The 25,632-nt window shown below is 74.6% G+C and carries 22 protein-coding genes, 1 other RNA gene and 1 pseudogene; 12 read left to right on the plus strand and 12 right to left on the minus strand.

What is annotated here, in order from left to right; genetic code table 11:
- Positions 1-154: 154 nt before the first annotated feature.
- From ABT106_RS03390 to ABT106_RS03400, 3 genes are read right to left on the minus strand one after another with little or no spacing between them, the layout of a single operon-like run.
- Positions 155-853: a PhzF family phenazine biosynthesis protein gene (locus ABT106_RS03390; RefSeq protein ID WP_351271580.1), complete on the minus strand. Its 699-nt coding sequence runs from the start codon at positions 851-853 to the stop codon at positions 155-157.
- Positions 854-872: 19 nt separating this feature from the next.
- A complete protein-coding gene (locus tag ABT106_RS03395; protein WP_351271582.1) occupies positions 873-2,417 on the minus strand; it encodes an HtaA domain-containing protein in 1,545 nt (514 codons plus the stop codon).
- A 49-nt stretch (positions 2,418-2,466) separates the two neighbouring features.
- Positions 2,467-3,879, minus strand: coding sequence for an HtaA domain-containing protein (locus ABT106_RS03400; protein ID WP_351271584.1), 1,413 nt, complete (start codon positions 3,877-3,879; stop codon positions 2,467-2,469).
- 147 nt (positions 3,880-4,026) lie between these two features.
- On the opposite strand from ABT106_RS03400, the gene ABT106_RS03405 reads away from it, so the two are divergent.
- From ABT106_RS03405 to efeU, 6 genes are all read left to right on the plus strand, one after another.
- Complete coding sequence (locus tag ABT106_RS03405; protein WP_351271586.1) at positions 4,027-5,055, plus strand: heme/hemin ABC transporter substrate-binding protein; 1,029 nt, start codon at positions 4,027-4,029, stop codon at positions 5,053-5,055.
- A 1-nt stretch (position 5,056) separates the two neighbouring features.
- A complete protein-coding gene (locus tag ABT106_RS03410) occupies positions 5,057-6,400 on the plus strand; it encodes a FecCD family ABC transporter permease (RefSeq protein ID WP_351271589.1) in 1,344 nt (447 codons plus the stop codon).
- Positions 6,401-6,408: 8 nt separating this feature from the next.
- Complete coding sequence (locus ABT106_RS03415) at positions 6,409-7,293, plus strand: heme ABC transporter ATP-binding protein (RefSeq protein ID WP_502979188.1); 885 nt, start codon at positions 6,409-6,411, stop codon at positions 7,291-7,293.
- Between the two features lie 177 nt (positions 7,294-7,470).
- Positions 7,471-8,610, plus strand: coding sequence for an iron uptake system protein EfeO (gene efeO, locus ABT106_RS03420; RefSeq protein WP_351271592.1), 1,140 nt, complete (start codon positions 7,471-7,473; stop codon positions 8,608-8,610).
- A gap of 32 nt (positions 8,611-8,642) precedes the next feature.
- The gene (efeB, locus tag ABT106_RS03425; RefSeq protein ID WP_351271595.1) at positions 8,643-9,956 is read left to right on the plus strand and encodes an iron uptake transporter deferrochelatase/peroxidase subunit; all 1,314 of its coding nucleotides are present in this window, start codon (positions 8,643-8,645) and stop codon (positions 9,954-9,956) included.
- 26 nt (positions 9,957-9,982) lie between these two features.
- Complete coding sequence (gene efeU, locus ABT106_RS03430) at positions 9,983-10,843, plus strand: iron uptake transporter permease EfeU (RefSeq protein ID WP_351271598.1); 861 nt, start codon at positions 9,983-9,985, stop codon at positions 10,841-10,843.
- 35 nt (positions 10,844-10,878) lie between these two features.
- Here the strand turns inward: efeU and ABT106_RS03435 are convergent, their stop codons facing one another.
- Both ABT106_RS03435 and ABT106_RS03440 read right to left on the minus strand, forming a co-directional pair.
- Positions 10,879-11,739, minus strand: a complete 861-nt coding sequence (locus ABT106_RS03435) for a PhzF family phenazine biosynthesis protein (protein WP_351271601.1) — start codon at positions 11,737-11,739, stop codon at positions 10,879-10,881.
- 48 nt (positions 11,740-11,787) lie between these two features.
- Complete coding sequence (locus ABT106_RS03440; RefSeq protein WP_351271604.1) at positions 11,788-12,549, minus strand: SDR family oxidoreductase; 762 nt, start codon at positions 12,547-12,549, stop codon at positions 11,788-11,790.
- 107 nt (positions 12,550-12,656) lie between these two features.
- Between ABT106_RS03440 and ABT106_RS03445 the strand changes: the two genes are divergently transcribed.
- Positions 12,657-13,964 carry a Bcr/CflA family multidrug efflux MFS transporter gene (locus ABT106_RS03445; protein ID WP_351271607.1) on the plus strand — a complete coding sequence of 436 codons (1,308 nt, stop codon included), beginning with the start codon at positions 12,657-12,659 and terminating at the stop codon, positions 13,962-13,964.
- Positions 13,965-14,031: 67 nt separating this feature from the next.
- On the plus strand, positions 14,032-15,054 hold the full coding sequence (locus ABT106_RS03450; protein ID WP_351271610.1) for a small ribosomal subunit Rsm22 family protein: 1,023 nt from the start codon (positions 14,032-14,034) through the stop codon (positions 15,052-15,054).
- A gap of 108 nt (positions 15,055-15,162) precedes the next feature.
- Here ABT106_RS03450 and ddaH read toward each other — a convergent pair.
- A pseudogene (gene ddaH / locus ABT106_RS03455) lies at positions 15,163-15,990 on the minus strand (dimethylargininase); the annotation flags it as partial.
- Between the two features lie 136 nt (positions 15,991-16,126).
- On the opposite strand from ddaH, the gene ABT106_RS03460 reads away from it, so the two are divergent.
- Both ABT106_RS03460 and ABT106_RS03465 read left to right on the plus strand, forming a co-directional pair.
- Positions 16,127-16,738 (plus strand): TetR/AcrR family transcriptional regulator, encoded by a 612-nt coding sequence (locus ABT106_RS03460; protein ID WP_351271612.1) that lies wholly within the window; start codon positions 16,127-16,129, stop codon positions 16,736-16,738.
- 175 nt (positions 16,739-16,913) lie between these two features.
- A complete protein-coding gene (locus ABT106_RS03465) occupies positions 16,914-17,663 on the plus strand; it encodes a bifunctional DNA primase/polymerase (RefSeq protein WP_351271615.1) in 750 nt (249 codons plus the stop codon).
- A gap of 159 nt (positions 17,664-17,822) precedes the next feature.
- Here the strand turns inward: ABT106_RS03465 and yaaA are convergent, their stop codons facing one another.
- Complete coding sequence (gene yaaA, locus ABT106_RS03470) at positions 17,823-18,626, minus strand: peroxide stress protein YaaA (protein WP_351271617.1); 804 nt, start codon at positions 18,624-18,626, stop codon at positions 17,823-17,825.
- A 101-nt stretch (positions 18,627-18,727) separates the two neighbouring features.
- On the opposite strand from yaaA, the gene ABT106_RS03475 reads away from it, so the two are divergent.
- Positions 18,728-20,170 carry an RNB domain-containing ribonuclease gene (locus tag ABT106_RS03475; RefSeq protein ID WP_351271620.1) on the plus strand — a complete coding sequence of 481 codons (1,443 nt, stop codon included), beginning with the start codon at positions 18,728-18,730 and terminating at the stop codon, positions 20,168-20,170.
- 27 nt (positions 20,171-20,197) lie between these two features.
- Here ABT106_RS03475 and ABT106_RS03480 read toward each other — a convergent pair whose 3' ends face one another.
- Positions 20,198-21,058: a hypothetical protein gene (locus tag ABT106_RS03480; protein WP_351271623.1), complete on the minus strand. Its 861-nt coding sequence runs from the start codon at positions 21,056-21,058 to the stop codon at positions 20,198-20,200.
- Positions 21,055-21,789, minus strand: coding sequence for a MerR family transcriptional regulator (locus ABT106_RS03485; RefSeq protein WP_351271626.1), 735 nt, complete (start codon positions 21,787-21,789; stop codon positions 21,055-21,057). Before ABT106_RS03485 ends, ABT106_RS03480 begins: the two co-directional genes overlap by 4 nt.
- A gap of 99 nt (positions 21,790-21,888) precedes the next feature.
- Here ABT106_RS03485 and rnpB point away from each other — a divergent pair.
- An RNA gene (gene rnpB / locus ABT106_RS03490) (RNase P RNA component class A) lies at positions 21,889-22,291 on the plus strand.
- A gap of 124 nt (positions 22,292-22,415) precedes the next feature.
- Here the strand turns inward: rnpB and ABT106_RS03495 are convergent.
- Genes ABT106_RS03495 through ABT106_RS03505 form a run of 3 tightly spaced genes read right to left on the minus strand, consistent with a single transcriptional unit; the run spans position 22,416 to position 25,329 of the window.
- Entirely contained in the window at positions 22,416-23,732 is a 1,317-nt protein-coding gene (locus tag ABT106_RS03495) for a bifunctional RNase H/acid phosphatase (protein WP_351271629.1), read from the minus strand.
- The gene (locus ABT106_RS03500; RefSeq protein WP_351271726.1) at positions 23,732-24,475 is read right to left on the minus strand and encodes a zinc ribbon domain-containing protein; all 744 of its coding nucleotides are present in this window, start codon (positions 24,473-24,475) and stop codon (positions 23,732-23,734) included. Before ABT106_RS03500 ends, ABT106_RS03495 begins: the two co-directional genes overlap by 1 nt.
- Entirely contained in the window at positions 24,472-25,329 is an 858-nt protein-coding gene (locus tag ABT106_RS03505; RefSeq protein WP_351271632.1) for a Nif3-like dinuclear metal center hexameric protein, read from the minus strand. The genes ABT106_RS03500 and ABT106_RS03505 overlap by 4 nt, the downstream gene beginning before the upstream one ends.
- Positions 25,330-25,632 lie beyond the last annotated feature (303 nt).

Consider the following 25,632-nt stretch of genomic DNA (forward strand, 5'->3'; position numbering starts at 1 on the left):
TCTTGGGGGGGGGGGGGGGGGGGGGGGGGGGGGGGGGGGCCGCCGGGGGGGGGGGGGGGGGGGGGGGGGGGGGGCGGGGGTTTCGCCCCCCCCGGGCCCCCCCCCCCCCCCCCGCGCTCGGCTCCCCGCACCGCTCCCCCGCTCGGCTCCGTGCTCAGCCCGCCGACGCGAAGCGGACGCGGCCGCCGACCTCGACCGTGCCGTCCGGGCCGGGGGCGGTGAGGATCTGGGAGCCCGCGCCCTGGGTGATGTTCAGGGCGCGGTTCAGCTGGGCCGTCAGCAGGATCGCCGCCGAGCCGGTGGCCTCGTCCTCGACGACGGCCTCCCCGGGGCAAGCCCCGGCTCCACAGGAGCGGCTGTCGCCGCACGCATGGCGGCGCGGGAACCCGCGGGCGCGCACGCGGCCCGCGGTCTCGTCCTCCCAGGCCCAGGCGTACAGCCAGCCCTCGCCCGGGGGCGGGGCGGGCAGCGCCTCGACCTCGGCCGCGCTCGCGTACTGCTCGGTGCGCTTGTCCCCGACCCACTCCGGGCGGGCCGTGATCCAGGTGAACTCCCCGTCGTCACGCGCCCATACGGAGCCGGCCGGCGGGTGCAGTTCCTCGATGTCCAGCAACCACGCGACCCCGACCAGCGGGTGTCCCGCGAAGGACATCCGCGTGCCGGGGGTGCGGATGTCGACGACCCCGCGCTCGGGGTCGTCGACGAACACCGTCTCGCTGTAGCCGAGTTCGGCGGCCAGGGCCTGCCGCGACGCGTCGTCGGGGCAGGTCCGGCCGTCGCGTACGACTCCGAGCGGGTTGCCGTACCGGCCGTCACCCGCGCAGAAGACCTTGAGGACGTCGAGATCGTTCACGCGGGCATTGAAGCACGGCTCAGTTCCGGGCCGTACGGCGACGGCGGGCGAAGTACACCGCGCCCGCGCCGGCCGCGATGACCGCGCCGGAGGCGCCGAGCAGGGCGCCGGCCGGGATCTCGGCGCCGGTCGCGGCGAGGTTGCCGCCCACCGAGCCGCCGCCGACCGAACCGCCGCCGGAGCCGCCGCCCGCGGTGGCGCCCGCGGCGCCCGTACCGCCGGTGGAGGAGGAGCCGCCGGTCGCGCCGCCCGTGGCCGGGAGGGTGGCGTCCTTGTCCACGGCCACCGAGAAGCTCAGCGGGTCGATGGCGTCGCCCGCCTTGTACATGGAGCCGACGGTGTCGTTGGCGAAGACCGCAGCGCCCTGGGCGGTGAAGGCCGCCGGAACACCGTTCAGGGCCAGCACGCCGCCCTTGGTCCTGTAGTCGGCCTTCGACAGGTCCAGCGTGGCGAACGGGACGGCCGTCTTGCTGCCGGACGCGTTCTTGACGTCGACGTACAGGGTGCCGGTCCTGCCGGTGGCGTCGACCCGGGGGTTGGCGAAGCTCATGTCGATGCCGTGGCCCGTGTACTGAAAGCGGAGGCCGCCCTCGAAGGACACGTTCAGCTTCTGCTTCGCGGCGTCGAGCTCACCCTTGCCGAGGGCGAAGTCGTACAGGTCGCCGCTCTTCGCGGCGCCGCCGGACGGGGTGACGGAGCCCCCGCTCAGGACGTACCTGCGGAAGGACTCCTTCACGCCCCACGTCAGCTTGGCGCTGAGGACCTTCTGCGCGCCGGCCGGCGTCGTGGGCCGCGCGGTGGCGGTCGCGGTGGGCGTCGCCGCCGGCTTCGTCGCGGTGGGCGCCGGCGTGGGCGTCGGCTTCGTCGCGGTCGGCGTCGGGGTGGGGGTCGGCGTCGGCGTCGGCGTGGGGGTGGGGGTGGGGGTCGGCGTGGGGGTCGGCTTGGGCTTCTCGAACTCAAGCCGCGCGGTCAGCGGGTCGCCGAGCTTGCCCTCGTAGCTCGCCGAACCGAGCGCGTCGGCGGCCTCCTTGGTGAGGGTGGTCGCCAGCTTGTCCATCGCCTGGCCGCCGAAGGCGACCGCGGCGAGCGGGACGTCCTGGGTCGTGGCCCCGCTCTTGGTGACGTCGGCGGTGAGCTTCTTGGTGCCGGTGTCGATGCGGAAGTCCGAGAGCTTGACCTCGAACCCGTGGCCGGTCGGCGGCGCGGGCGAGGAGAAGGTGACGCTGCCCTTGAAGGCGGCCTTCACCACGTGCCCGGCGGCCGGGTCGTACTGGCCGGTGGCCTCGCCGAACCGCAGGGTGCCGTCCGCGTTGGCCTTGGCACCGTCGGCCGGGGTGATGGCGCCCTTGGCCATGCCCGTCACGTACGCGCGGTAGCTGGCGAGCACGCCCCAGTCGAGGGTGCCGCCGACGATCTTCATCGGCGCGGTCGGGGCACCGCCCGCCTGCGGGGCGACGGCCGGGGTGCCCGCGGCCGTGGCGGGCAGGACGAAGGCGGTGGTGCCCAGGGCGGCGGCGGTGAGGATGGCGGCCGCGACGGCGATCGGGCGACGGGTGGACGACATGGCGGAGCACTCCTGAAACGAGGAAGGAAAAGGGGGGAGAGGGGGTGCGCTACCGCGCGTCGGTGGGCGCGGGGCCGTCGGCGGGCGCGGCCTCGGCCGCCGCCGTACGGCGCTTTCGCACCACCAGGAAGGCCGCGCCGCCGCCCAGGACCAGCAGGGCTGCCGCGGCCAGGGCGGCGTACAGCCCGGTGTTCGAGGACTCCTCCGCCCGGGCGGCCGGAGCGGGGGCGGCCGCGGGGGTCGACTCCGCCGGAGCGGGGGCGGCCGTGGAGCCCAGGTCGGGCAGGGCCGGGAGCTTCGCGGTGGCGTCGAGTGCGACGGCGAGCGAGACGGGGTCCATCTCGGTGCCCGCCTTGTACATGGAATTGAACGCCTGGGAGCCGCCCTCGGTGAGCGTGGCCGGGGCCTCGGCGAGGGTGGCGAGGCCGCCCTCGGCCTTCAGGCCCTTGGCGTCGAACTCGACGAGCGCGACGGCGGGCTTCGTCTCGGTGGCGGTGGTGACGTCGGCGGACAGGACTCCCTTGCCGTTCTCCACCTTGACGCTCACCTTGCCGAGCTTGAGGTCCAGGTGGGCGCCGGTGAACTGGACGCTGCCCGCGAAGGCCGCGTCAAGCGTGCCCTTCTGGCCGTCGTACGCGCCCTTGCCCTGGGGGAAGCGGAACAGCGCGCCGCCGTCCTGGGCACCGTCGGCGAGGGTCCACTTGCCCTGGCCGATGGAGCCGGTGACGTACTCGCGGAAGGTGCGCCGGACGCCCCAGTCGACGGCGGCGTCGGTGAAGGCGCCCGCCGCCTGCGGGGTCTCGGCGGAGGTGCTCGGCTGCGGGCCGGCCGACGCGGCGGGCTGCGCCGGGCCGGCGGCCGGGGCCTTGACGTCGGCGGAGAGCGAGACGGGATCGAGCCGCGCGCCGGCCGCGTAGTAGCCGGCGAACGCCGTGGCCCCCTGCTCGGTGAGGGTGGCCGGGACGTTGGACAGGGCGATCGGGGTGCCGCCCCCCTTCATGTTGATGCCGCCGAGGCCGAGCGTGGCGAAGGCGACCTGGGACTGGTTCGTGACCGATCCGCTGCCCTTGGCCTTGCTGGAGACGTCCACGTACAGCGTGCCGCGGCCGCCGGAGATCTTGACGGTGGGGCGGCTGACGGTCATGTCCAGCTCGTTCGTGCCGTCGGGCTTCTGGTGGCCCTGGAAGGTCACCCCGCCGCTGAAGGAGGCACTGAACTCACCGCTGTCCGGGTCGTAGGAGCCGGCCGCCGAGTGGAAGCGGAAGAGGCTCCCGCCGACGGTGGCGGCGCCGCTCTTCAGCTTGAATCCGCCTTTCGCGATGGGCCCGGTGACATAACTCTGGAACGACGATTTGATGCCCCAGTCCAGCCGGCCCCCCTGCACGACGCGGTCGGCGGCCTGCGCGGCGGTGGCGGGGAGCAGGGCACCCAGCAGGGCCGCCAACAGGGCGACTGCGTACATACGGGCGGGCCTTGCGGACATGACGGTCCCCTCCAGGGGCTAGCAACTCAGGTTAGGCTAACCTAAACTACCTCCGCCCGGATACGGAACCCCCCGGTCGTTGAAAGTTCACCAATCAGCCAGCCGCACGAACAGGACGGTGCATTCGTGCCTTCGCCCGCCGCGTCTTCCCGCCCCTCCCGCACGCGCCTCGCCCTGACGGCCACTCTGGTCGCCCTGGCCCTGGCCGCGACGGGCTGCGGGGGTACGGCCACGCCCGCGGGCAAGCCCGCCCCCTCCGCTCCGGCCGCCCCGGACCGGGTCGAGCCGCTGTCCCCGTCGCCCGCCCCCGCCCTGCCCGTCACCGTGTCCTCGTACGACGGCGCCCAGGTGACGGTCGCCTCGGCGGACCGCGTCGTCCCGCTGACGGGCGGCCTCAACGAGATCGTCCACACGCTCGGCCTCGGCAGGCAGGTCGTCGCCCGGGACATCACCGCCACCTTCGAACAGGCCGCCCGACTACCGGTGGTGACGCGCGGCCACGACGTCTCCGCCGAGAGCGTGCTCTCGCTGCGCCCGACGCTGGTCCTCGCGGAGACCACCAGCGGACCGGCGGAGGCGATCCAGCAGATCCGCGACGCCGGCATCCCGGTCCTCGTCATCGCCCCGGCCAAGAGCCTGGAGGACGTACCGAAGCGCATCGACGCGGTCGCCACCGCACTCGGCGTCGAGGACGCGGGCGCGCAGCTGAACCGGCGCACCGCCGACCGGATCGCCGCCGTCCGCAAGGACATTCCGGCCGCCTCCGGGAAGAAGCCCCGGGTGGCGTTCCTCTACCTGCGCGGCACCGCCTCCGTCTACCTGCTGGGCGGCTCAGACTCCGGTGCCGCCTCGCTGCTGGAAGCGGCCGGCGCCGTCGACACGGGCAAGGACTCCGGCCTCGGCAAGGACTTCACCCCGATCACCAGCGAGGCCCTGGCGGCCGCGGCGCCCGACGCGATCCTGGTCATGTCCAAGGGCCTCGAATCGGTCGGCGGCGTCGACGGCCTCGTCACGATCCCCGGCGTCGCCCAGACCCCGGCCGGCATGGACCGCCGGGTGCTCAGCGTCGACGACGGCGTCCTGCTGAACTACGGGCCGCGCACCGACCAGGTGCTGTCCTCCCTGGTCGCCCAGCTCTACGGCAAGGGCGCCTGACGTGACCCTGCCCCACGACCCCCACCCGACGGACACCACCCCCGAGCCCACCCTCGAACCCACCCCGGCGAAGGCGGCGCCGGCCCCGGCCCGAGCCGGACGTTCCGCGCCCGTCTCGCAGCGGGCCGCCGGGTCCGGGCGGGTGCCGGGGCGCTCCCCGCAGGGTGCCGAACACAGTGCCGCGTCACTGTCCGACGCCCCGTCACGTTCGGCGTCCGAGGAGACGCCCCGGCGCCCTCCCGGACCCGGCACCCCCGCCGCCCAAGGACCCACCACCCCCGCCCAGGGACCAGGCCCCGCCGCCCCCCGCACGCCGCGCCGCCGCAAGGCCGTGCTGCTCACCGCGGCCCTGGTCGCCGCCCTCGTCGTACTCGCCCTGGTCTCCGCCGGCACCGGCGCCTACCGCATCCCCCTCGGCGACGTACTCGCCTCCGTCCAGCACCGCGCCGGGCTCGGCGGGGCGCCCCTCGACCGGGTCGGGGAGAGCGTGCTGTGGAACGTACGCCTCCCCCGCGTCGTCCTCGCCCTGCTCGTCGGCGCCAGCCTCGGCTGCGCGGGCGCGCTCATGCAGGGCGTGTTCGGCAATCCGCTGGCCGAGCCCGGCGTCATCGGGATCTCGGCCGGCGCGGCCGTCGGCGCGGTCGCCGCCATCGGCCTCGGACTCAGCTTCTTCGGCAACTGGACGATCACGGTGTGCGCGTTCGTCGCGGGCCTGATCACCGTCAGCGCCGTCTATCTGCTCTCCCGCAACGGCGGCAAGACCGAGGTCGTCACCCTCATCCTCACGGGCATCGCCGTCAACGCCTTCGCCGGCGCCCTCATCGGCCTGTTCGTCTTCTTCGCCGACAGCGGCCAGGTCAACCAGATCACCTTCTGGCAGCTCGGCTCCCTCGCCCAGGCCACCTGGCCCAAGGTCCTCGCCGTCCTGCCCTGCGCCCTCGCCGGCCTGCTCGTCGCCCCGTTCTACGCCCGCCGCCTCGACCTGCTGGCCCTCGGCGAGCGGCCCGCCCGCCACCTCGGCATCGACGTGGAGCGGCTGCGCCTCGCCCTCGTCCTGGTCGTCGCACTGCTGACCGCGGCCGCCGTCGCCGTGGCCGGCGTCATCACCTTCGTCGGCCTGCTCGTCCCGCACCTGCTGCGCATGGCCAACGGCCCCGGCCACCGCTTCCTCGTCCCCGGCAGCGCCCTCGCCGGCGCGGTCGTCCTCGTCGCGGGTGACCTGGCCGCCCGGACCATCGCCCAGCCCGCCGAGCTGCCGCTCGGCGTGCTGACCGCCCTGATCGGCAGCCCGTTCTTCTTCTGGCTGCTGCGCCGCACCCGCCGCAAGCAAGGAGGCTGGGCGTGACCAGCAGGCTGACCGGGCTCCTCGCCCGCAACAAGCGGACCGTCCCGGCCCGGCCCGCCCCCGGGGCGGCCCTCGCCGAGGTCACCGGCCTGCACGTACGGCTCGGACAGCGCGAGGTGCTCGCCGGGATCGACCTGACCGCCCGCGCCGGGGAGGTGCTGGCGCTGGTCGGCCCGAACGGCGCCGGCAAGTCCACGCTGCTGGCGGCGCTCGCCGCCGACCTGCCCGCCGCCTCCGGCGAGATCCGGATCGACGGCCGGCCGGTGGGCGACTGGAGCGCCGCCGACCTCGCCCTGCGCCGCTCGGTGCTCCCCCAGTCGGCCGCGCTGTCCTTCCCGTTCCCGGTGGAGGACGTCGTACGGATGGGCCGCGCGCCCTGGGCGGGCACCCCGTTCGCCGAGTCCGACGAGGAGGCGGTGGCCGCCGCCATGGCCGCCACCGAGGTCACGGACTTCGCCGAACGCCCGTTCTCCGCCCTGTCCGGCGGGGAGCGGGCCCGTGTCGCGCTGGCCCGCGTCCTCGCCCAGCGGGCCCCGCTGCTGCTGCTCGACGAGCCCACCGCCGCCCTCGACCTGCGCCACCAGGAGCTCGTACTGCGGATCTGCCGGGAACGGGCCGCCGCCGGGGACGCCGTGGTCGTCGTCCTGCACGATCTGGGGCTGGCCGCGGCCTACGCGGACCGGGCCGCCGTCCTGCACGACGGGCGGATCGCGGCGGACGGACCGCCGTCGGTGGTCTTCGAGGACGCCCTGCTGAGCCGGGTCTACCGGCAGCCCGTGGAGGTCTTCGCGCACCCCCGCTCCGGGGCTCCGCTGGTGGTTCCGGTACGCGCGACGGCGCCCGTCGCGGGGCGTTCCGCGCCGGCGGCGGAAGCGGGTTTGACGAGCGCTTGACCTGTCCGTGGGGCCGTCGTGGGGCGTCCGTGACGCGCCTGTGTCCGGCACGGAGAGGTGAGAGCTGAATCACTGTACGGGCGGGTATGGGTGAGGTAAGCCTCGGTTAAGTTAGGTCCGCCTCACTGGCCTGCCCCACCCCTGGGACGGCCCTCGTCCGAAGCCCAGGAGTCCCGTATGCGTCCCGCCCGCCTCACCGTCGTCGCCGCCGCCTCCCTGGTGGCCGCGCTCACCGCCGTCACCGGCTGCGCCGAGAAGAGCGGCGCCGGGGGCGACGGCGCGATCAAGGTCGCGGCCTCGGACACCGCCTGCGACGTCTCGAAGACGGAGTTCCCGGCCGGCAAGGTCCAGATCGACGTCGAGAACAAGGGCGCCAAGGTCACCGAGCTGTACGTCCTGTTCCCGGACGACCGGATCGTGACCGAGCGCGAGAACATCGGCCCCGGCACCAAAGCCTCCATCACCGCCGAGATCAAGGCGGGCGACTACGAGATCGTCTGCAAGCCGGGCATGAAGGGCGACGGCCTGCGCACCCAGGTCAAGGCCACCGGTCAGGGCGCCGCCGAGAAGCGCAGCCCCGAGGCGGACGCCGCGGTCGCCGCCTACCGCCAGTACGTGGTCGCGCAGTCCGAGGAGACCCTCCCCAAGGCGCAGGTCTTCGCGGACGCGGTCAAGGCCGGCGACGTCGAGGCCGCGAAGAAGGCGTACGCGCCCTCGCGCATCGGCTGGGAGCGCACCGAGCCGGTCGCCGAGTCCTTCGGCGACATCGACCCGAAGGTCGACGTCCGCGAGGACGGCCTGGAGCCCGGCCAGGAGTGGACCGGCTGGCACCGCCTGGAGAAGGCCCTGTGGGCCGACAACACGATCGGCGACGCGGAGAAGAAGCTCGCCGACACCCTGATCGCGGACCTCACCGACTGGCAGAAGAAGGTCGGCCAGGCGGAGATCACCCCGACCTCGATGGCCAACGGCGCCAAGGAGCTCCTCGACGAGGTCGCCACCGGCAAGGTCACCGGCGAGGAGGAGCGGTACTCCCACACCGACCTGGTCGACTTCAAGGCGAACGTCGAGGGTGCGGAGAAGGCGTACGCGCTCCTGAAGCCGATCGCCGCGAAGAACGACCCCGAGCTGTCCAAGCAGCTGGACACCCAGTTCGCGGCCCTGAACACGCTGCTGGACAAGTACCGCGCGGACAAGACCGGTTATGAGTTCACCGCCTACGACAAGGTCGGCGAGCCCGAGCGCAAGGAGCTGTCGGACGGCGTCAACGCGCTCGCCGAGCCGCTCTCCAAGCTGGCCGCCGCGGTCGCGAAGTAGGTACGGGGCGACGGAGCAGGCGGGAGAGCACGATGACCGAGCCGAAGCCGGAACAGCGGCCGGAACCGGAGGACCACGGCGCGGGCCCGGACACCTCCGCGAGCCCGGACACCCCCGCGGCCGCGCCCTCCCGGCGTGCCGTCCTGGGCTGGGGCGGCGCCGGGCTCGCGCTCGGCGCCGCCGCGGCCGGCGGTGCGGCGGTGGCCTTCGGCGGCTCCCCGGACACCGTGCCGGTGGCCGCGGCCGGGGGGGCCGTACCGTTCCACGGCGCGCACCAGGCGGGCATCGCCAGCGCCGTGCAGGACCGTCTGCACTTCGCGGCCTTCGACGTGAAGACGAAGGACCGCGCCGCACTGGTGGAGCTCCTGAAGGAGTGGACCGAGGCGGCCCGGCTGATGACGGCCGGACTTCCCGTCGGCGAGGGCGGCTTCGGCGGCCTGCCGCAGGCCCCGCCGGACGACACGGGCGAGGCGCTGGGCCTGAAGCCCTCCCGCCTCACCCTGACCGTCGGCTTCGGTCCGGACCTCTTCGCCAGGGACCGGTTCGCGCTGGAGGGCAGCCGCCCCGCCGCCCTCGTCGACCTGGAGCGGTTTCCCGGCGACAACCTGGACCCGGCCCGCTCCGGCGGCGACCTGTGCGTCCAGGCCTGCGCCGACGACCCCCAGGTCGCCGTGCACGCGATCCGCCAGCTCGCCCGGATCGGCTTCGGCCGGGTCGCGGTCCGCTGGTCGCAGCTCGGCTTCGGCAAGACCTCCTCGACCACCCCGGACGAGCAGACCCCGCGCAACATGATGGGCTTCAAGGACGGCACCCGGAACATCGCCGGCACCGACGCCGCCGCCCTGGAGAAGCACGTGTGGGCCCGGGCCGGCGACGGCAGCGACTGGATGACGGGCGGCTCGTACCTGGTGGCCCGGCGCATCCGGATGAACATCGAGACCTGGGACCGCACCTCGCTCCAGGAGCAGGAGGACATCTTCGGCCGCGACAAGGGCGAGGGCGCCCCCGTCGGCAAGTCCAAGGAGCGCGACGAGCCGTTCCTGAAGGCGATGAAGCCGCAGGCGCACGTGCGCCTCTCGCACCCCGACAGCAACGCCGGGGCGACGCTCCTGCGCCGCGGCTACTCCTTCACCGACGGCACGGACGGGCTGGGCCGGCTCGACGCCGGCCTGTTCTTCCTGGCCTACCAGCGCGACGTCCGCACCGGCTTCGTCCCGGTCCAGCGCAACCTGGCACGTCACGACGTGCTCAACGAATACATCCAGCACGTGGGTTCGGCCGTCTTCGCCGTCCCGCCGGGCGTCCGTGACAAGGACGACTGGTGGGGCCGGACGCTGTTCGCGTAAGCACCCGCCGGAGAGGAAGAACCGCCGTGTTCGGCAACTATCTGATCGGCCTGCGCGAGGGGCTGGAAGCCAGCCTGGTCGTCTGCATCCTGGTGGCCTACCTGGTCAAGACCGACCGCCGGGACGCGCTGCGCCCGGTGTGGCTGGGCATCGCCATCGCCTGCGGGATCTCGCTGGCCTTCGGCGCGATGCTCGAATTCGGCACGCAGGAGCTGACCTTCGAGGCGCAGGAGCTCCTCGGGGGCACCCTGTCGATCATCTCCGTGGCTCTGGTGACGTGGATGGTCTTCTGGATGAAGCGCACCGCGCGGCACCTGAAAGCCGAACTTCACGGCAGGCTCGACGCGGCGCTGGCCATGGGCACCGGCGCGCTGGTCGCCACCGCCTTCCTCGCGGTGGGCCGCGAGGGCCTGGAGACCGCCCTGTTCGTGTGGGCGTCGGTCCGGGCGAGCGGCGAGGGCTCCTCGGCGCCGCTGATCGGGGTGCTGCTGGGCATCGCCACCGCGATCGTGCTGGGCTGGCTGTTCTACCGGGGAGCGCTGCGGATCAACCTGGCGAAGTTCTTCACGTGGACCGGCGCCATGCTGGTGGTCGTGGCGGCGGGCGTGCTCGCGTACGGGGTCCACGACCTCCAGGAGGCCCGCTTCCTGGGCGGCCTGGGGAACCGGGCCTTCGACGTCAGCGGCGCGGTCCCGCCGGACAGCTGGTACGGGACCCTGCTCAAGGGCGTCTTCAACTTCCAGCCCGATCCGACCGTGCTCCAGCTGACCGTGTGGGTGCTGTACCTGCTTCCGGTGCTGGCCCTGTTCCTGGCGGGGCCGCGCACGCCGTCCTCCCCTCCGGCGGCGCCGCCCGCCCCGCCCACGGGCGCCGCGCAGGGCGGCTGACCCGCACCGGATCCCCGCCGGCGGAGGGACCCGCCTCAGGGGATCCGGACGCCCGCGCCGCCGACCCGCACCCGGGGGTCGCCGGCGCGCAGCTCCACGGTGAGCACTCCCGGGCGGCCCATGTCCTCGCCCTGGTGCAGTGTGAGCACCGCGTCCGGCGGGACCAGGCCCAGTTCCCGCGCGTACGCCCCGAACGCCGCGGCCGCGGCCCCCGTCGCCGGGTCCTCGACGACGCCGCCGACGGGGAAGGGGTTGCGTACGTGGAACTCCGCCGGGCCCGCCCGGTGCACCAGCTGGACCGTGACGAGGTCCAGGCGCCGCATCAGCGTCTCCAGCCGGGCGAAGTCGTAGTCGAGGTCGGCGAGCCGGGCGCGGGTGGCGGCGCCGAGCACCAGGTGCCGGGCCCCGGCGTAGGCGATGCGCGGCGGGAACGCCGGGTCCAGGTCCGCCGCCGGCCAGCCGAGCGCGGCCAGCGCCTCGGCGAGGTCGGCGGGGGCGATCTCCTCGGTATGCGGCTCGACGCTGGTCAGCACGGCCCGCAGCCGGCCCTCCTCGGAGGTGACCGAGACCGGCACGGTCCCGGCCCGCGTGGCGAACAGCAGCTCCCCGGGGCCGATCCGCTCGGCCAGGGCCACCGCCGTGGCGACGGTGGCGTGCCCGCAGAAGGGGACCTCGGTCTTGGGGCTGAAGTAGCGGACGGTGAACGCGCGCCCGGGCTCGCCTCCCAGCCCCTGCGGGGGCGCGGTCAGGAAGGACGTCTCGCTGTAGCCCAGCCCGGCGGCGATCTCCAGCATCGCGGCGTCGTCCAGCCCGGCCGCGTCGGGCACGACCCCGGCGGGGTTGCCGCCCGCGGGGTCGTCGGAGAAGGCGGTGTAGCGCAGCACTTCGGTCGTCATGACCGGCTCAACCTCCGCCACCCGCGGCCCATTCCCGGTTCCGCGGCCTCAGCCGCGCCCGACGTACGGCATGTTCGTCGCCATCACCGTCGCGAACTGCACGTTCGCCTCCAGCGGGAGCTCCGCCATGTGCAGCACCGTGCGGGCCACGTCGGCCGCGTCCATCACCGGTTCGACGGCGAGCTGTCCGTTGGCCTGGAGGATGCCCGTCCGCATCCGCTCGGTCATCTCGGTCGCCGCGTTGCCGATGTCGATCTGCCCGCAGGCGATGCGGTAGGGGCGCCCGTCCAGCGACAGGGACTTCGTCAGGCCGGTCACCGCGTGCTTGGTCGCCGTGTAGGCGATGGAGTGCGGGCGCGGCACGTGCGCCGAGATGGAGCCGTTGTTGATGATCCGGCCACCTTGCGGGTCCTGGGCCTTCATCAGGCGGAAGGCGGCCTGGGCGCACAGGAACGCGCCGGTGAGGTTGACGTCGACGACCGAGCGCCATGCCTCGTGGGTGAGGTCTTCCAGGGCGACGCCGCCCGGGCCGAAGGTGCCCGCGTTGTTGAAGAGGAGGTCCAGACGCCCGTACCGCTCCCGCACCGCTCCGAACAGCGCGGTCACGTCGTCCGGATCGCTGACGTCCGCCCGTACGGGGAACACGTCCGCCGCCGCCCCCGCCGCCGCGGCCGTGTCCTCCAGCGGCCCGGTCCTGCGGCCCGCCGCGGCCACGGCCCAGCCGGCCGCCGCCAGGGTGAGGGCCACGGAACGGCCGATCCCGGAACCGGCCCCGGTCACCACGGCGGTCTTCTTCCCACTCTCGTTCATGGGGCCGCAGGCTACGTCACACCGGGCACCGGCCTCCGGACGTTCCGACAGCTGAGAACATGGGTCGGTCAGGGGTCAGAAAACACACAAGATGACTGGAGTTCCGCATGTCGGAGAGAGGCCCCGCGACGGCCCCGTCGCACGAGTCGTCGCCCGAATCCACCTCCGCCCCCGCCCCCGCGGCCACCGCACCCCTGACGGCCGCCCGCCGCACCGGTCTGCTGGTCACCTTCATCCTCGGCGGGCTGACGGCCCTCCCTCCGCTGTCGATGGACATGTACCTGCCGGCCCTGCCGCAGGTCACCAGCGCCCTGAACAGCCCCGCCGCGACCGTGCAGCTCACGCTCACCGCCTGCCTCGCCGGCATGGCGCTGGGCCAGCTCGTCATCGGCCCCATGAGCGACAAGTGGGGCCGCCGCAGGCCCCTGCTCGCGGGCATGGTCGTCTACGTCCTCGCCACCGCGATCTGCGCGCTGGCCCCGACCACCGAGCTGCTGATCGCCTTCCGGCTGCTCCAGGGCCTGGCCGGCGCGGCGGCCATCGTCATCGCCCGCGCCGTCGTGCGCGACCTGTACGACGGTGTCGAGATGGCCCGCTTCTTCTCCACCCTGATGCTCATCTCCGGGGCCGCCCCGATCGTCGCCCCGCTCATCGGCGGCCAGGTGCTCCGCTTCGCCGACTGGCGCGGGGTCTTCGTCGTCCTCACCGGCGTCGGACTGGTGCTGACTCTGGTGGTGTGGCGCCGGCTCGACGAGACGCTGCCGCCCGAGCGGCGGCACACCGGCGGCGTCGGCTCGGCCCTGCGCACCATGCGGGGGCTGCTCGGCGACCGGGTCTTCGCCGGCTACACCCTGGCCGGCGGCTTCGCGTTCGCGGTGCTCTTCTCGTACATCTCCGCCTCCCCGTTCGTGGTGCAGGAGATCTACGGCGCCTCGCCGCAGACGTTCAGCCTGCTCTTCGGCCTCAACTCCGTCGGCCTGATCATCGTCGGTCAGGTCAACGGCAAGCTGCTGGTCGGCCGGGTCAGCCTGGACAAGGCACTGGCCGTCGGCCTCGGGGTGATCACCGCCGCCTCGGTGGCGCTGCTGCTGATGTCGGCCGGGGTGTTCGGGGAGGCCGGGCTCGTCCCGGTGTCCGCCGGGCTGTTCGTGCTGATGTCGGCGATGGGCCTGGTGCTGCCGAACACCAACGCGCAGGCGCTGATGCGGACCCCGCACGCCGCCGGCTCGGCGTCGGCGCTGCTGGGCACGTCCTCGTTCCTCGTCGGCGCCATCGCCTCCCCGCTGGTCGGGATCGCGGGCGAGGACACGGCGGTGCCGATGGCGGTGGTCCAGCTGGTCTGCTCGCTGCTGGCGGTGGGCTGCTTCCTCGGGATGTGCCGCCCCTGGCAGAGCCGCGAGCCGCAGGCCGCGTAGTCCGTACGGACCGGGCCGCCGCCCCTGCGCGGCCCGGAGCCCCGCGGGGGCGCCGTAAACTTCGCGGGTGAACGCCACCACCCCCACCACCAGCGCCGAGTCCCTCCGCAGCGTGCTCGGCGGGCTGCTCGACGGGCTCCCGCCTAAGCAGGCCACCGCCGCCGTCGAGCGGCTCATCGCCAGCTACCGGGGGCAGACCCCGACGGACGCGCCCGTCCTGCGCGACCGCTCCGACGTGGTGGCGTACGCGGCCTACCGGATGCCCGCCACCTTCGAGGCCGTACGGACCGCCCTGGACGCCTTCGCGCAGGCGGCGCCCGGCTGGGCCCCCGCCTCGCACGTGGACGTGGGCGGCGGCACGGGGGCCGCGACCTGGGCGGTGGACGCCACCTGGGACGGCCCCCGCGAGACGACGGTGCTGGACTGGGCGGAACCCGCGCTGGCCCTGGGCCGCGAGCTGGCGGGCGCCTCCTCCTCGCAGGCGCTGCGCGGAGCCGGGTGGCGGCGGGCCGTCATCGGCTCCGGGATGACCGTGCCCGACGCCGACCTGGTGACGGTCTCGTACGTCCTCGGCGAGCTGACCCCGCAGGCGCGCACGGCCGTCGTCGCGGAGGCGGCGCGGGCCGGTCAGGCCGTGGTGCTGGTCGAGCCGGGGACACCGGAGGGGTACCTGCGCGTCCGCGAGGCCCGCGAGCAGCTGATCGCGGCCGGGATGCACGTGGCCGCGCCGTGCCCGCACGACGGGACCTGCCCGATCGAGGTGGGCCAGGACTGGTGCCACTTCTCGGCACGGGTCAGCCGGTCCTCGCTGCACCGGAAGGTCAAGGGCGGCTCCCTCGCGTACGAGGACGAGAAGTTCAGCTACGTCGCCGCGACCCGCTTCCCGGTGGAGCCCGCCGCGTACCGGATCACGCGGCGGCCGCAGATCCGCAAGGGGCTCGTCCTGCTGGAGCTCTGCGGTCCGCAGGACGGGGACGGGGACGGGGACGGTACGGGCCTGTCCCGGGCCACCGTGACCAAGCGCCACGGCGACCTCTACAAGGCGGCGCGCGACGTCGACTGGGGCCGGGAGTGGCCGCCGGCCCCGTAGGACCCGCGGCCCCCGCAGGTCCGCCGGCCCGGGAGCGGGCCGCCGCCGGACCGCGACCGGGCCGCCGCCGGACCGCGGGCCGCCGTACCCGGCACCAGTGCCCCGGCGCTAGGGCCGCAGCTCCTGCGTGCAGCACTTCACGCTGCCGCCGCCCTTGAGCAGCTCTCCCAGGTCCATCGGGACCGGCTCGAAGCCCCGGTCGCGCAGCGGCTCCAGCAGTCCGGTGGCCGCCTGCGGGAGCAGGACGTGCAGGCCGTCGGAGACGGCGTTGAGGCCGAGCGCGGCGGCGTCCTGCCCGTCGGCGATCAGCGCGTCCGGGAAGAGCCGCCGGAGCACGGCCCGGCTGCCCGGGGAGAACGCGTCCGGGTAGTACATGACCTCGTCGCCGTCCAGCACGCTGAGCGCGGTGTCCAGGTGGTAGTAGCGCGGGTCGACCAGGTCCAGGCCGATGACCGGGCGGCCGAAGAACTCCTGGGCCTCGTCGTGCGAGAGCGGGCTGGAACGGAAGCCCCGGCCGGCCAGCAGATAGCTGGCGGTGACGGCGAAGTCCCCCTCGCCCTCGTTGACGTGGGCCGGCTCGTGGACGTCCCGGTACCCGTGGGACCGGAACCAGTCGAGGTGGATCGCGGCCTCGGCGGTCCGTTCCGGGTGGGCGAACCGGGCGCCCAGCACCCGTCCGTCGACGACGAGGGCGCCGTTCGCCGCGAAGACCATGTCGGGCAGCGCGGGGTCCGGTACGAGGGTCTCGACCGTGTGCCCGAGCGAGCGGTAGCGGTCCCTCAGGTCCTCCCACTGGGCGAGGGCGAGGGGCAGGTCCACCGGTTTCGTGGGATCCATCCACGGGTTGATGGAGTAGGTGACTTTGAAGTGTGCCGGTGGGCACATCAGGTAGCGCCGGGGTGTGGCGTCTCTGCGCAAAGAAGGCTCCTCACGACTTGCACGACGCGCACGATTGCGCGACGCGCGTGGAGAGAATCGTCTCCCCTCCGGGGGCGGGGCGCAGCCACCTGACCGGGTGGTTCAAGGGAGCGCCGGGAAGAGACGAGACGTATCGGGTTGGTACGTTCCCGGCATGACCAAGACCCCTGACGCCGCCCGCCGCAGCGACCGCTCCCGGCGCGCCATCCTCGACGCCGCGCTCGCCCTCGTCGGGGAGGTCGGCTACAACCGACTGACGGTGGAGGCCATCGCGGCCCGCGCCGGGGTCGGCAAGCAGACCATCTACCGATGGTGGCCGTCGAAGGCGGCGGTCCTCCTGGACGCCTCGCTGGCCCTCGCCGGGGACGCGGAGACGGAGGGCGGGTGGACCGGCTTCCCCGACACCGGGGACCTCGCGGCCGACCTGAAGTACGTACTGCGGGCGACCGTGGACGAGTTCGCAGACGCCAGGTACGAGGCCCCCGCGCGCGCCCTGGCGGCGGCCGGGGCGACCGACCCCGGGCTCGGCGCCCGCTTCACGGAGCAGCTGCTGGAGCCGCAGCTCGCCCTGTACGAGGAGCGCCTGCGCACGGCGCGGGAGGCGGGACAGCTCGCACCGGACACGGATCTACGCCTGACGGTGGAGATGCTGCTCGGGCCGCTGACGTACCGCTGGCTGCTGCGCACGGGCCCGCTCACGCACGCGTACACCGACGCGCTCGTCGACCGGGTGCTGGGCGGGGTGTCAAACGTCACCGGGGGCTAGGCGGGACGGGACGGACGGCCCACCGGGAACATATGCCCGAATAGTGTGCTTATCTAGGGGTTGTCCACTGCCCCTCCCCAACCCCCCGGTTGAGGAGTCCGGTCACCCGGGGCGCAGGATGGTGGGAGCATGGAAACGTCTGCCGGGTTAACGGTTCGGTTTGGTGAGGGGATAGATGGGGTCTGAGTCCGGCCGCGTCCAACGCGGCGAGAGCAGGATGTCCCAGTGGCTGCGCCGGCGGCAGAAACCCACCGCCGAGGATCCCGGACGCGAGCGCGAGGCGCTCCTCCTGGCCGTCGCCGCCGCCGGCCTGCCGATCTCCCCCGCCGCCCATCCCGTCGGCTACCGGTGTTCGTGCGACCGGATCGGCTGTCCGACGCCCGCGCGGCACCCCGTCTCCTTCGCCTGGCAGACCCAGTCCACCACCGACCGCGCCCAGGTCGAGCGGTGGGCCCGCGACCAGCCCCAGGCCAACTTCATCACCGCGACGGGCATGGTCCACGACGTGCTCGACGTCCCCCTCGAAGCCGGAGCCGCCGCACTGGCCCGCCTGCTGGAGGCCGGGATCGACGTCGGCCCGGTCGCCGAGTCCGGCGGTACGGGCGACCAGGCCCGGATGCTGTTCTTCACCGCCACCCGCGGCACCCCCGAGGACGAGGACGAGTGGTGGCCCTGCGAGCTGGACTGCCACCCCGAGACGATGGACGAGCACCCGGGCCTGCGCTGGCACTGCCGCGGCAGCTACGTCCTGGTGCCGCCGGCGGCCCTCCCCGGTGACGAGGCGGTGACCTGGCTCCGCGGCATCGAGCACCCGCTGCCGGACCCGCTGACCCTGCTGGAGACCCTGACCGACGCCTGCGCCCAGTACGCCGGCGCCTCGGACCAGGTCCCGGCCACGGTCGCCTGGCCGCTGGGCCGCGCGTAGCCCTCGCGGGCGGCGGGCCGACGACGCGTGCGGCCCCGTCGGACGGACGGGGCCGGGGGTGCGGGAGCGGCGGACCGGACGCACCGGATCACCGGATCACCGGACGCACCGGACGCACCGGACGCACCGGACGCACCGGACGCACCGGACGCACCGGATTCAGTGGATCTGGGACACGACCACGTCGAGCGACCAGGCTTTGCCCGCCTTCGCGGGAGCCCCGGCCTCCACGGTGTACCCCAGGTCCCGCAGGGCCTCGACCAGCTCGGCGGGTCCGGCCGGAACGGCCCCCGCCAGCAGCAGGTCCCGGACCATCCGCCCCTTCGTCGCCTTGTTGAAGTGGCTGACCACCGACCGCTTCTCCACGCCGTCGACGATCTGCGCGTGCAGCACCCGCACGGTCGCGGTCCGCCCCGCCACCTCGCCCTTCGGCTTCCAGGCGGACGCGTACGCCGACGAGCGCAGGTCCAGGACCAGGCCCTCCCCCGCCGTCCCCGGCAGCACCTCGGCCATCGGGCCGCGCCAGTACGCGCCGAGGGCGCCCAGCCCCGGCAGCTTCACGCCCATCGAGAAGCGGTACGAGGGGATCCGGTCGGTGACCCGTACCGCGCCCCACAGGCCGGAGAACACGAGCAGCGCGTCATCGGCGAGCTTGCGCGCCTGCGGGGTCAGGCCGGCCAGGTCCAGCGCGTCGTACAGGACGCCCGTGTAGACCTCGCCCGCCGGGCGGGCCACCGCCGTGCGCAGCTCCGCGTTCTTGGCGACCTCGCCGCGCAGTCCCTCGCTCAGGCCCAGCACCTCGCGCGCCGCGGTGTCGTCGCCCGTTCCGCACAGGGCGACCAGCTCCTCCAGTACCGCCGCACGCGCCGGGGCCAGTCCGGGCAGGGACAGCGACTCGGGCCTCAGCGGTGCGCCGGAGCCGCCGGCGGCCTTTCCCTCGGAGGGCGGCAGCAGCACGAGCACGGTGGTTCTCCTTCGGTACGGCACGGCGCGGGGATGCGGCCCCGGAGCCAGGGTAGACGGCTCGCCGTGCCGCTCCGGCCGGACGGCCCTACGCTCGGTCCATGCCACGCCGTCACCTGCACATCACCGGCGCAGACGGGGCTGCCCTGCGGGCGGCGCTGCGTGACCTGCGGACGAAGCTGGGGGTGCCGGGGGAGTTCCCGGCCGAGGTGCTCGCCGAGGCGGAGCGGGCCGCCCGCGGCCCGCGGCTGCCGGAGTACGACGCCACCGAGCTGCCCCTCTTCACCATCGACCCGCCCTCCTCCGTCGACCTCGACCAGACCATGCACCTGGCGAGGCGGCCCGGCGGCGGCTACCGCGTGCACTACGCCATCGCCGACGTCGCCGCCTTCGTCACCCCCGGCGGCCCGCTCGACGCGGAGGCCCACCGCCGCGTCACCACCCTGTACTTCCCCGACGAACGGGTCCCGCTGCACCCGGCCCTGCTCTCGGAGGGCGCGGCCAGTCTGCTGCCCGACCGGACCCGCCCGGCGCTGCTGTGGCGCCTGGACCTCGACCCGGACGGCCGGGCCGAGGCCGTCGACGTCCGCCGCGCGCTGGTCCGCAGCCGGGCCAAACTCGACTACGACGGGGTCCAGAAGGCCATCGACACCGGCACCGCCGAGGAACCCCTCGCCCTCCTGAAGGACATCGGCAGGCTCCGCGAGGCCCTGGAGCGCGAGCGCGGCGGCATCTCGCTGAACGTGCCCGAACAGGAGATCACCGTGCACGACGGCGGCTACCGCCTCGGCTACCGGGCGCCGCTGCCCGCCGACGGCTGGAACGCGCAGATCTCCCTCATGACCGGCATGGCCGCGGCCGACCTGATGCTCGCCGCCGGGACCGGCATCCTGCGCACCCTGCCCACCGCGCCGGACGGCGCCGTCGGGCGGCTGCGGCGGGCCGCGAAGGCCCTGCGCGTCGACTGGCCGCACCACGTCCCGTACGCCGAAATCGTCGGCTCGCTCGACCCGCACCGCCCCGCCCACGCCGCCTTCCTCCAGGAGTGCACCTCGCTCCTGCGGGGCGCGGGCTACACCGTCTTCACCGGCGGCCAGACCCCCGATCCGGCGGTCCACGCCGCGGTGGCGGCCCCGTACACGCACTGCACGGCGCCGCTGCGCCGGCTGGTCGACCGCTACGCCGGCGAGCTGTGCGTGGCGGCGTCCGCCGGGGCCGGGACCCCCGAGTGGGTGCTGTCGGCGCTGGCGGCCCTGCCCCGGGAGATGGCCGACGGCACCCGGCTGGCGAACACCGCCGAACGGGAGTCGGTGGACCTGGTCGAGGCCGCCCTGCTCAAGGACCGCGTCGGGGAGGCGTTCGAGGCGACGGTGATCGACGTCCGGGAGCGCGAGCCACTGGTCGGCACGGTCCAGCTGGCGGACCCGGCGATCGTCGGCCGTGTCGAGTCCGCCGGTCCGGAGCTCCCGCTGGGCGAGCGCGTCCGGGTCCGGCTGACGGAGGCGGACCCGGGCACCGCGAAGGTCCTGTTCGCCCTGGCGTGAACGGGCGGGCGCCCGGCTGCTCGGCCGTCAGGCGGGCTGTCGCAGGGCGCCGACCAGAGCGCGCGGGTCGTCGGCGTGGAAGCGGATCGTCCGGGCCTCGCCCCGCCCGCCGAGCGGGCGGACGAAGGGCAGCGGCCGGTTCAGCTCCACGGTCACCGAGGTCTGGCTGCCGACGATCAGGTCGAGCACCCCGTCCTCGGAGAGGGTGACGAGCCGGCCCTCGGGGTAGCGCCGGTCGACCCGGACCGAGGCCACCGCGTCCGGCGGGACGGCGAGGTCGAAGAGGGCTCCGTAGCGGATCCGCAGGGAGCCGTCCGGGCGGACCACGTGCGGCCGGGTGACGCAGGCGGCGTGCAGGGCGAGGACGGCCAGGATGCCGTACAGGTCGAGGACCAGCATCACCCGGTGGACGGCCGGCCAGGGGATGAGGAAGGCCAGGGCCGCCGTCTCGATCACCGACACGAAGAGCAGGCCGTACATCATCGCCGTCTGGGGTCCGGTGTAGGCGGCGGCCAGGTCCCCGGGGCGCACCCCGTGCTTCCGGCGCAGCGCCCACCGGCCGAGGGAGCCGGTGGAGCGCAGCTCGTGCCCGAGCAGGCGCCGCACCGCCACCGGTACCACCTGCCGCAGCGCCGACCGCCGGGCCGCCCGGCGGTCCTCGCCGCGGGCGCGGGCGGCGGCGTACAGGGAGCGCAGCACCCAGCTCTCCAGCAGCAGCACCGCCAGGACGAGGACCTCGGCGCCCGCCAGCGCCCAGCCGGGCGGCCGGACACCGGCCACCAGGCAGACCGCCAGGGCCAGTTCCGCCGGCAGGACGGCGGCGACCGCGATCCGTGCCGCCCGTACGCCCCGCGCCCCTGCCCGTTCCCGTGCTCCGCCCCCACTCATCCCCGGCCCCTTTCCATGAAAGCGTCCATGAGCAGGCGGACGACTTCCGCCTGCGCGGGCGCGTACTCGGCTAGCAGCGCCTCCTTGAACCCGGTCACGACCACCCCGTCGGCGGGGATCGCGGCGAACAGCTCGTCGGGGACGGCGGCCAGCAGGTCACCCACCAGGGGTGCGATCCGCGGATCGTCGCCGGGCGCTCCGGCGAGCGCGTCCAGCCGCTCGTACAGCGCGAGCATCGCCGGGTCGGCGGCCACCGTGCCGAGCACCTCGTAGACCTGCCGGCCGCCGGTGCCGGTGGCGTCCAGCAGGGTCAGGTACTCGCGGTCCTTGGCGGCGCTCGGCGAGGCCGTCTCCGGGGCCCGTGCCAGGAGGGCGGCGAGCGCGGGCGAGACGGGCCCGGTGTCGCCGGGCGGCTCCGCGAGCAGCGCGGCCAGCCGCAGCCGCCGCTCCCGCAGCGCGGCCTCCTGCCGCGCCAGGTCGGCGTCGAGCTCGGCCAGTACCTCGGCCAGCTCGCGCCCGGCGTCGTCCGCGAGCACGTCGCGGACCTCGTCGAGGCTCAGGCCCAGCTCGGTGAGCCGGCGCACCCGGGCGAGCAGGACGGCGTCGCGAATGCTGTAGGCCCGGTATCCGTTGGGGCGCCGCTCCGGTTCCGGGAGCAGCCCGACATGGTGGTAGTGCCGGATCGCCCGGGTGGTGAGCCCGACGAGCGCGGCGATCTCTCCGATCCGCATGCCCTCCAGTAGAAACCCTGCCGCTGCGTCAAGGTCAAGCCCGTCAAGGTCAAGGTCAAGGCGGGGCGCGGCCACGGGTAGCATGGTCGGCACGACAGACGAGTCGGCCGGGCGGCCGCGTCGGGGTCTTCGGATCCCGCCGAGGAACGTCCGGGCTCCACAGGGCGGGGTGGTGGGTAACGCCCACCCGGGGTGACCCGCGGGACAGTGCCACAGAAAACAGACCGCCTGCGGCTTCGGCCGCCGGTAAGGGTGAAACGGTGGTGTAAGAGACCACCAGCGCCTGGGGTGACCCAGGCGGCTAGGTAAACCCCACCCGGAGCAAGGTCAAGAGGATCCGTCCCCGGACGGGTCTGCGCGAACGCTTGAGGGCTGCCCGCCCGATGTTCGCGGGTAGACCGCACGAGGCCGGCGGCAACGCCGGTCCTAGATGGATGGCCGTCTCCCCGGCGACCGCGAGGTCTCCGGGAGACAGAACCCGGCGTACAGGCCGGCTCGTCTGCCGCTTTCCGCCCCGCCCCGGCTCACGCCGGGCCCGGGGCGGTTTTTCGTGCCCGGCCTCCCCCGCCCGCCGGCCCGGCGCGTCCCCTGCGGGCCGGCGGAACCGGAGGGGACGGCGGGCCGGGTCAGCGCAGGTGCGAGGTGTCGTTGAGCAGACGGACCGAGGCGTTGCCGTCGGCGTAGTAGGCCACCTCCGACACCGAGGCCGCCGAGAGCTCCATGCGGAACAGCGACTCCGGCGGGGCTCCCAGGGCCAGCCGGACCAGGATCTTGACCGGGGTCACGTGCGTGACCAGCAGCGTGGTGCGGCCCGCGTGTGCGGCCAGCAGCCGGTCCCGGGTCGCGGAGATCCGCCGGGTGGCGGCCGCGAAGCTCTCGCCGCCGCCGGTCGGGGCGGCCCGGGGGGAGTCCAGCCAGGCCTGGAGGTCGTCCGGGAAACGCTCCCGCACCTCGGCGAAGGTCAGGCCCTCCCAGGCGCCGAAGTCCACTTCGCGCAGGCCCTCTTCCACCGTCACGGTGAGCCCGAGGCGGTCCGCGACGGCCTGGGCGGTCTCGCGGCAGCGGCGCAGCGGGGAGCTGACCACCGTCTGGACGGTGCGGCGGGCCGCGAGGGACTCGGCGACGGCCGCCGCCTGGCGACGGCCGGCCGGGGACAGCTCCGGGTCGGAGCCGCCGCTGCCGGAGAAGCGCTTCTGCGGGGTGAGGGCGGTCTCGCCGTGGCGCAGCAGCACGAAGGTGGCGGGGGCGCCCATATCGGGGCCCCAGCCGGGGGCGGCAGCCGTGTCCGCGCCCGCCACTGCGTCCGCGCCCGTGTCCTCGTCCTCGTCCCCGAACAGGGTGTCGGCGCGGGCGGGCTGCGCCGCCGCGCCGCCGCGCGCGCCGGTGCCGGCGGCGAGGGCGGCCCGTACGGCCGCCGCCCCGGCCGCGGCGTCGCCGACGGGACCCGACGGCGGCGGGGTGGCCAGGGCGCGGGCGGCGCCCCGGTCGAAGACGGCCGTGGAGCCCGACGGCTCCCAGCGCTCGCCGCGCTTGCCCGCGTCCATCGCCTCGTTGGCGAGCCGGTCCGCGTGCTTGTTCCGCTCGCGCGGGATCCACTCGTACGTCACCTGCGCGCGCGGCAGGATCTTCGCCGCCTCCGCCGCGAGCGGCTTCATGTCCGGGTGCTTGATCTTCCAGCGGCCCGACATCTGCTCGACGACGAGTTTGGAGTCCATCCGGACCAGCACCCGCGCGTCCGCGTCGAGTTCGCGCGCCGCCCGGAGCCCGGCGATCAGTCCCCGGTACTCCGCCACGTTGTTCGTCGCGACGCCGATCGACTCGGCGCGCTCGGCGAGCGTCTCGCCCGTCGCCGGGTCGAGGACGACCGCGCCGTAGCCGGCGGGCCCCGGGTTGCCCCGGGAGCCGCCGTCCGCCTCCACCACGAACCGGACGAGCCCCGGCATCAGACGCCCGAGTCGGCCGTACGGACCAGGATGCGGCCGCAGTTCTCGTGCCGCACGACCTGGTCGCGCGGCTGGGCCTTGATCTCGTTGACCTCGGCCATGTCCAGCTCCAGGCGGCAGCCCTCGCAGCGGCGCTGGTACAGGCGCGCGGCGCCGACCCCGCCCTGCTTCACGCGGATCTTCTCGTACAGCGCCATCAGCGCGTCCGGCATGGAGCCGACGATGACCTCGCGGTCCTTCTCGATCTTGGCTACCTCGGCGTCGATCTCGGCGGTGGCCGCGTCGCGGCGCGCGGTGGCGTCAGCCGTCTCGGCCTCCAGCGAGGTGACCCGCCCGGTCAGACCGGAGACCCGCTCCTGCGCGGCCTCCAGACGCTCCATGACCTCCAGGACCAGGTCCTCCAGGTCGCCCTGGCGCTTGGCGAGGGAGACGACCTCGTTCTGCAGGTTCGCCAGGTCGCGCGCCGAGACGCCGACGCCGGAGTCCAGCCGCTGCTGGTCGCGGGCCGCGCGCGTGCGCACCTGGTCCACGTCCTGCTCCGCCTTGGTCTGCTCGCGCGCGGTGTCGCTGGCCTGGGTCTGGGCGGCGACGAGCAGGTCGCGCTGCTGGACGAGGTCCTTGGTGAGCGTGTCCAGCTCGGCGTGCACGGGCAGCGACTTGCGCTTGTGGGCGAGCTGAGACAGCCGGACGTCCAGGGCCTGGACGTCGAGAAGTCGGATCTGGTCGGCGGGCTCGGCGTTCAGTTGGGGGCTCCAGAGATAGAAGGGGTGCTCACGGACGGCGCGTGCGCCGTCCACGGGTCGGTGACCGTGCGCGAGACGTGGGTCCGCAGACCCCAGCCGTGGCGTTCGGAGATCGCGTCGAGCTGCGCGGCGGCCTGCTCGCACCAGGGCCACTCGGTGGCCCAGTGGGCGGCGTCCACGAGGGCGAGCGGGCTCTGCTCGCGGGCCTCGGACACGGGGTGGTGGCGCAGGTCGGCGGTCAGGAAGGCGTCGACGCCGGCGGCCCGCACCTGGCCGAAGAGGCTGTCGCCGGAGCCGCCGCTGACGGCGACGGTACGGATGACCGCGTCCGGGTCGCCCGCGACGCGGACGCCCTGCGCGGTGCGCGGCAGCCGGGCGGCGGCGCGGGCGGCGAACTCGCGCAGGGTCTCGGGGTGATCCAGCTCGCAGATCCGGCCGAGGCCGCGGCGGCCGGCCGGGTCGCTCGGGTCGGGTACGAGGGGTCCGGTGATCCGCAGGTCCAGGGCGCCCGCGAGGGCGTCGGAGACGCCGGGGTCGGCGCTGTCGGCGTTGGTGTGGGCCACGTGCAGCGCGATGTCGTTCTTGATCAGCGTGTGCACGACGCGGCCCTTGAAGGTGCCGGCCTCGACGGTGGTGGTGCCCCGCAGGTAGAGGGGGTGGTGGGTGACGATCAGGTCGGCGCCCAGCGTGACCGCCTCGTCGGCGATCTCCTGGACCGGGTCGACGGCGAACAGGACGCGGGTGACCTCGGCGTCGGGGTCGCCGCAGACGGTGCCGACGGAGTCCCACTCCTCGGCCCGCGAGGGGGGCCAGAGAGCGTCCAGCGCGGTGATGACTTCAGAGAGACGGGGCACGGGCCAAGGCTACCGTCCGTGGCGACCGGCCCACGGCCCCGCCGGCCCCGGAGGCCCCGGCCCCGCCGGCCCCGGAGGCCGCTGGGCCGACGGCCGGGAGGCGGGCCGGGAGGCGGGCCGGGGGGCGGCCGGGGGGCGGCCGGGGGTCCGGTGCGGCACGACCCGACGACTCCGCACCCCAAACGCCCCGTTATCGCACAGCACAATCGCCGCCTCCGGTACAGCAGAACCCCCGCGCGGCCACCCGTATGTGTGAAGCGGAGTTGCTGGTGTTGTTCGGCGTGAGGTGCGAAAACTAGCTTC

This window comes from Streptomyces sp. NPDC002044 (assembly GCF_040296725.1).
Taxonomy (GTDB): domain Bacteria; phylum Actinomycetota; class Actinomycetes; order Streptomycetales; family Streptomycetaceae; genus Streptomyces; species Streptomyces antarcticus.

Coding starts and splice junctions, on each gene's coding strand:
- ABT106_RS03395 (WP_351271582.1), bottom strand. CDS start 2,417: ATGTCGTCCACCCGTCGCCCGATCGCCGTCGCGGCCGCCATCCTCACC.
- ABT106_RS03400 (WP_351271584.1), bottom strand. CDS start 3,879: ATGTACGCAGTCGCCCTGTTGGCGGCCCTGCTGGGTGCCCTGCTCCCC.
- efeO (WP_351271592.1), top strand. CDS start 7,471: ATGCGTCCCGCCCGCCTCACCGTCGTCGCCGCCGCCTCCCTGGTGGCC.
- efeB (WP_351271595.1), top strand. CDS start 8,643: ATGACCGAGCCGAAGCCGGAACAGCGGCCGGAACCGGAGGACCACGGC.
- ABT106_RS03435 (WP_351271601.1), bottom strand. CDS start 11,739: ATGACGACCGAAGTGCTGCGCTACACCGCCTTCTCCGACGACCCCGCG.
- ABT106_RS03440 (WP_351271604.1), bottom strand. CDS start 12,549: ATGAACGAGAGTGGGAAGAAGACCGCCGTGGTGACCGGGGCCGGTTCC.
- ABT106_RS03445 (WP_351271607.1), top strand. CDS start 12,657: ATGTCGGAGAGAGGCCCCGCGACGGCCCCGTCGCACGAGTCGTCGCCC.
- ABT106_RS03460 (WP_351271612.1), top strand. CDS start 16,127: ATGACCAAGACCCCTGACGCCGCCCGCCGCAGCGACCGCTCCCGGCGC.
- ABT106_RS03465 (WP_351271615.1), top strand. CDS start 16,914: ATGGGGTCTGAGTCCGGCCGCGTCCAACGCGGCGAGAGCAGGATGTCC.
- ABT106_RS03475 (WP_351271620.1), top strand. CDS start 18,728: ATGCCACGCCGTCACCTGCACATCACCGGCGCAGACGGGGCTGCCCTG.
- ABT106_RS03480 (WP_351271623.1), bottom strand. CDS start 21,058: ATGAGTGGGGGCGGAGCACGGGAACGGGCAGGGGCGCGGGGCGTACGG.
- ABT106_RS03485 (WP_351271626.1), bottom strand. CDS start 21,789: ATGCGGATCGGAGAGATCGCCGCGCTCGTCGGGCTCACCACCCGGGCG.
- ABT106_RS03495 (WP_351271629.1), bottom strand. CDS start 23,732: ATGCCGGGGCTCGTCCGGTTCGTGGTGGAGGCGGACGGCGGCTCCCGG.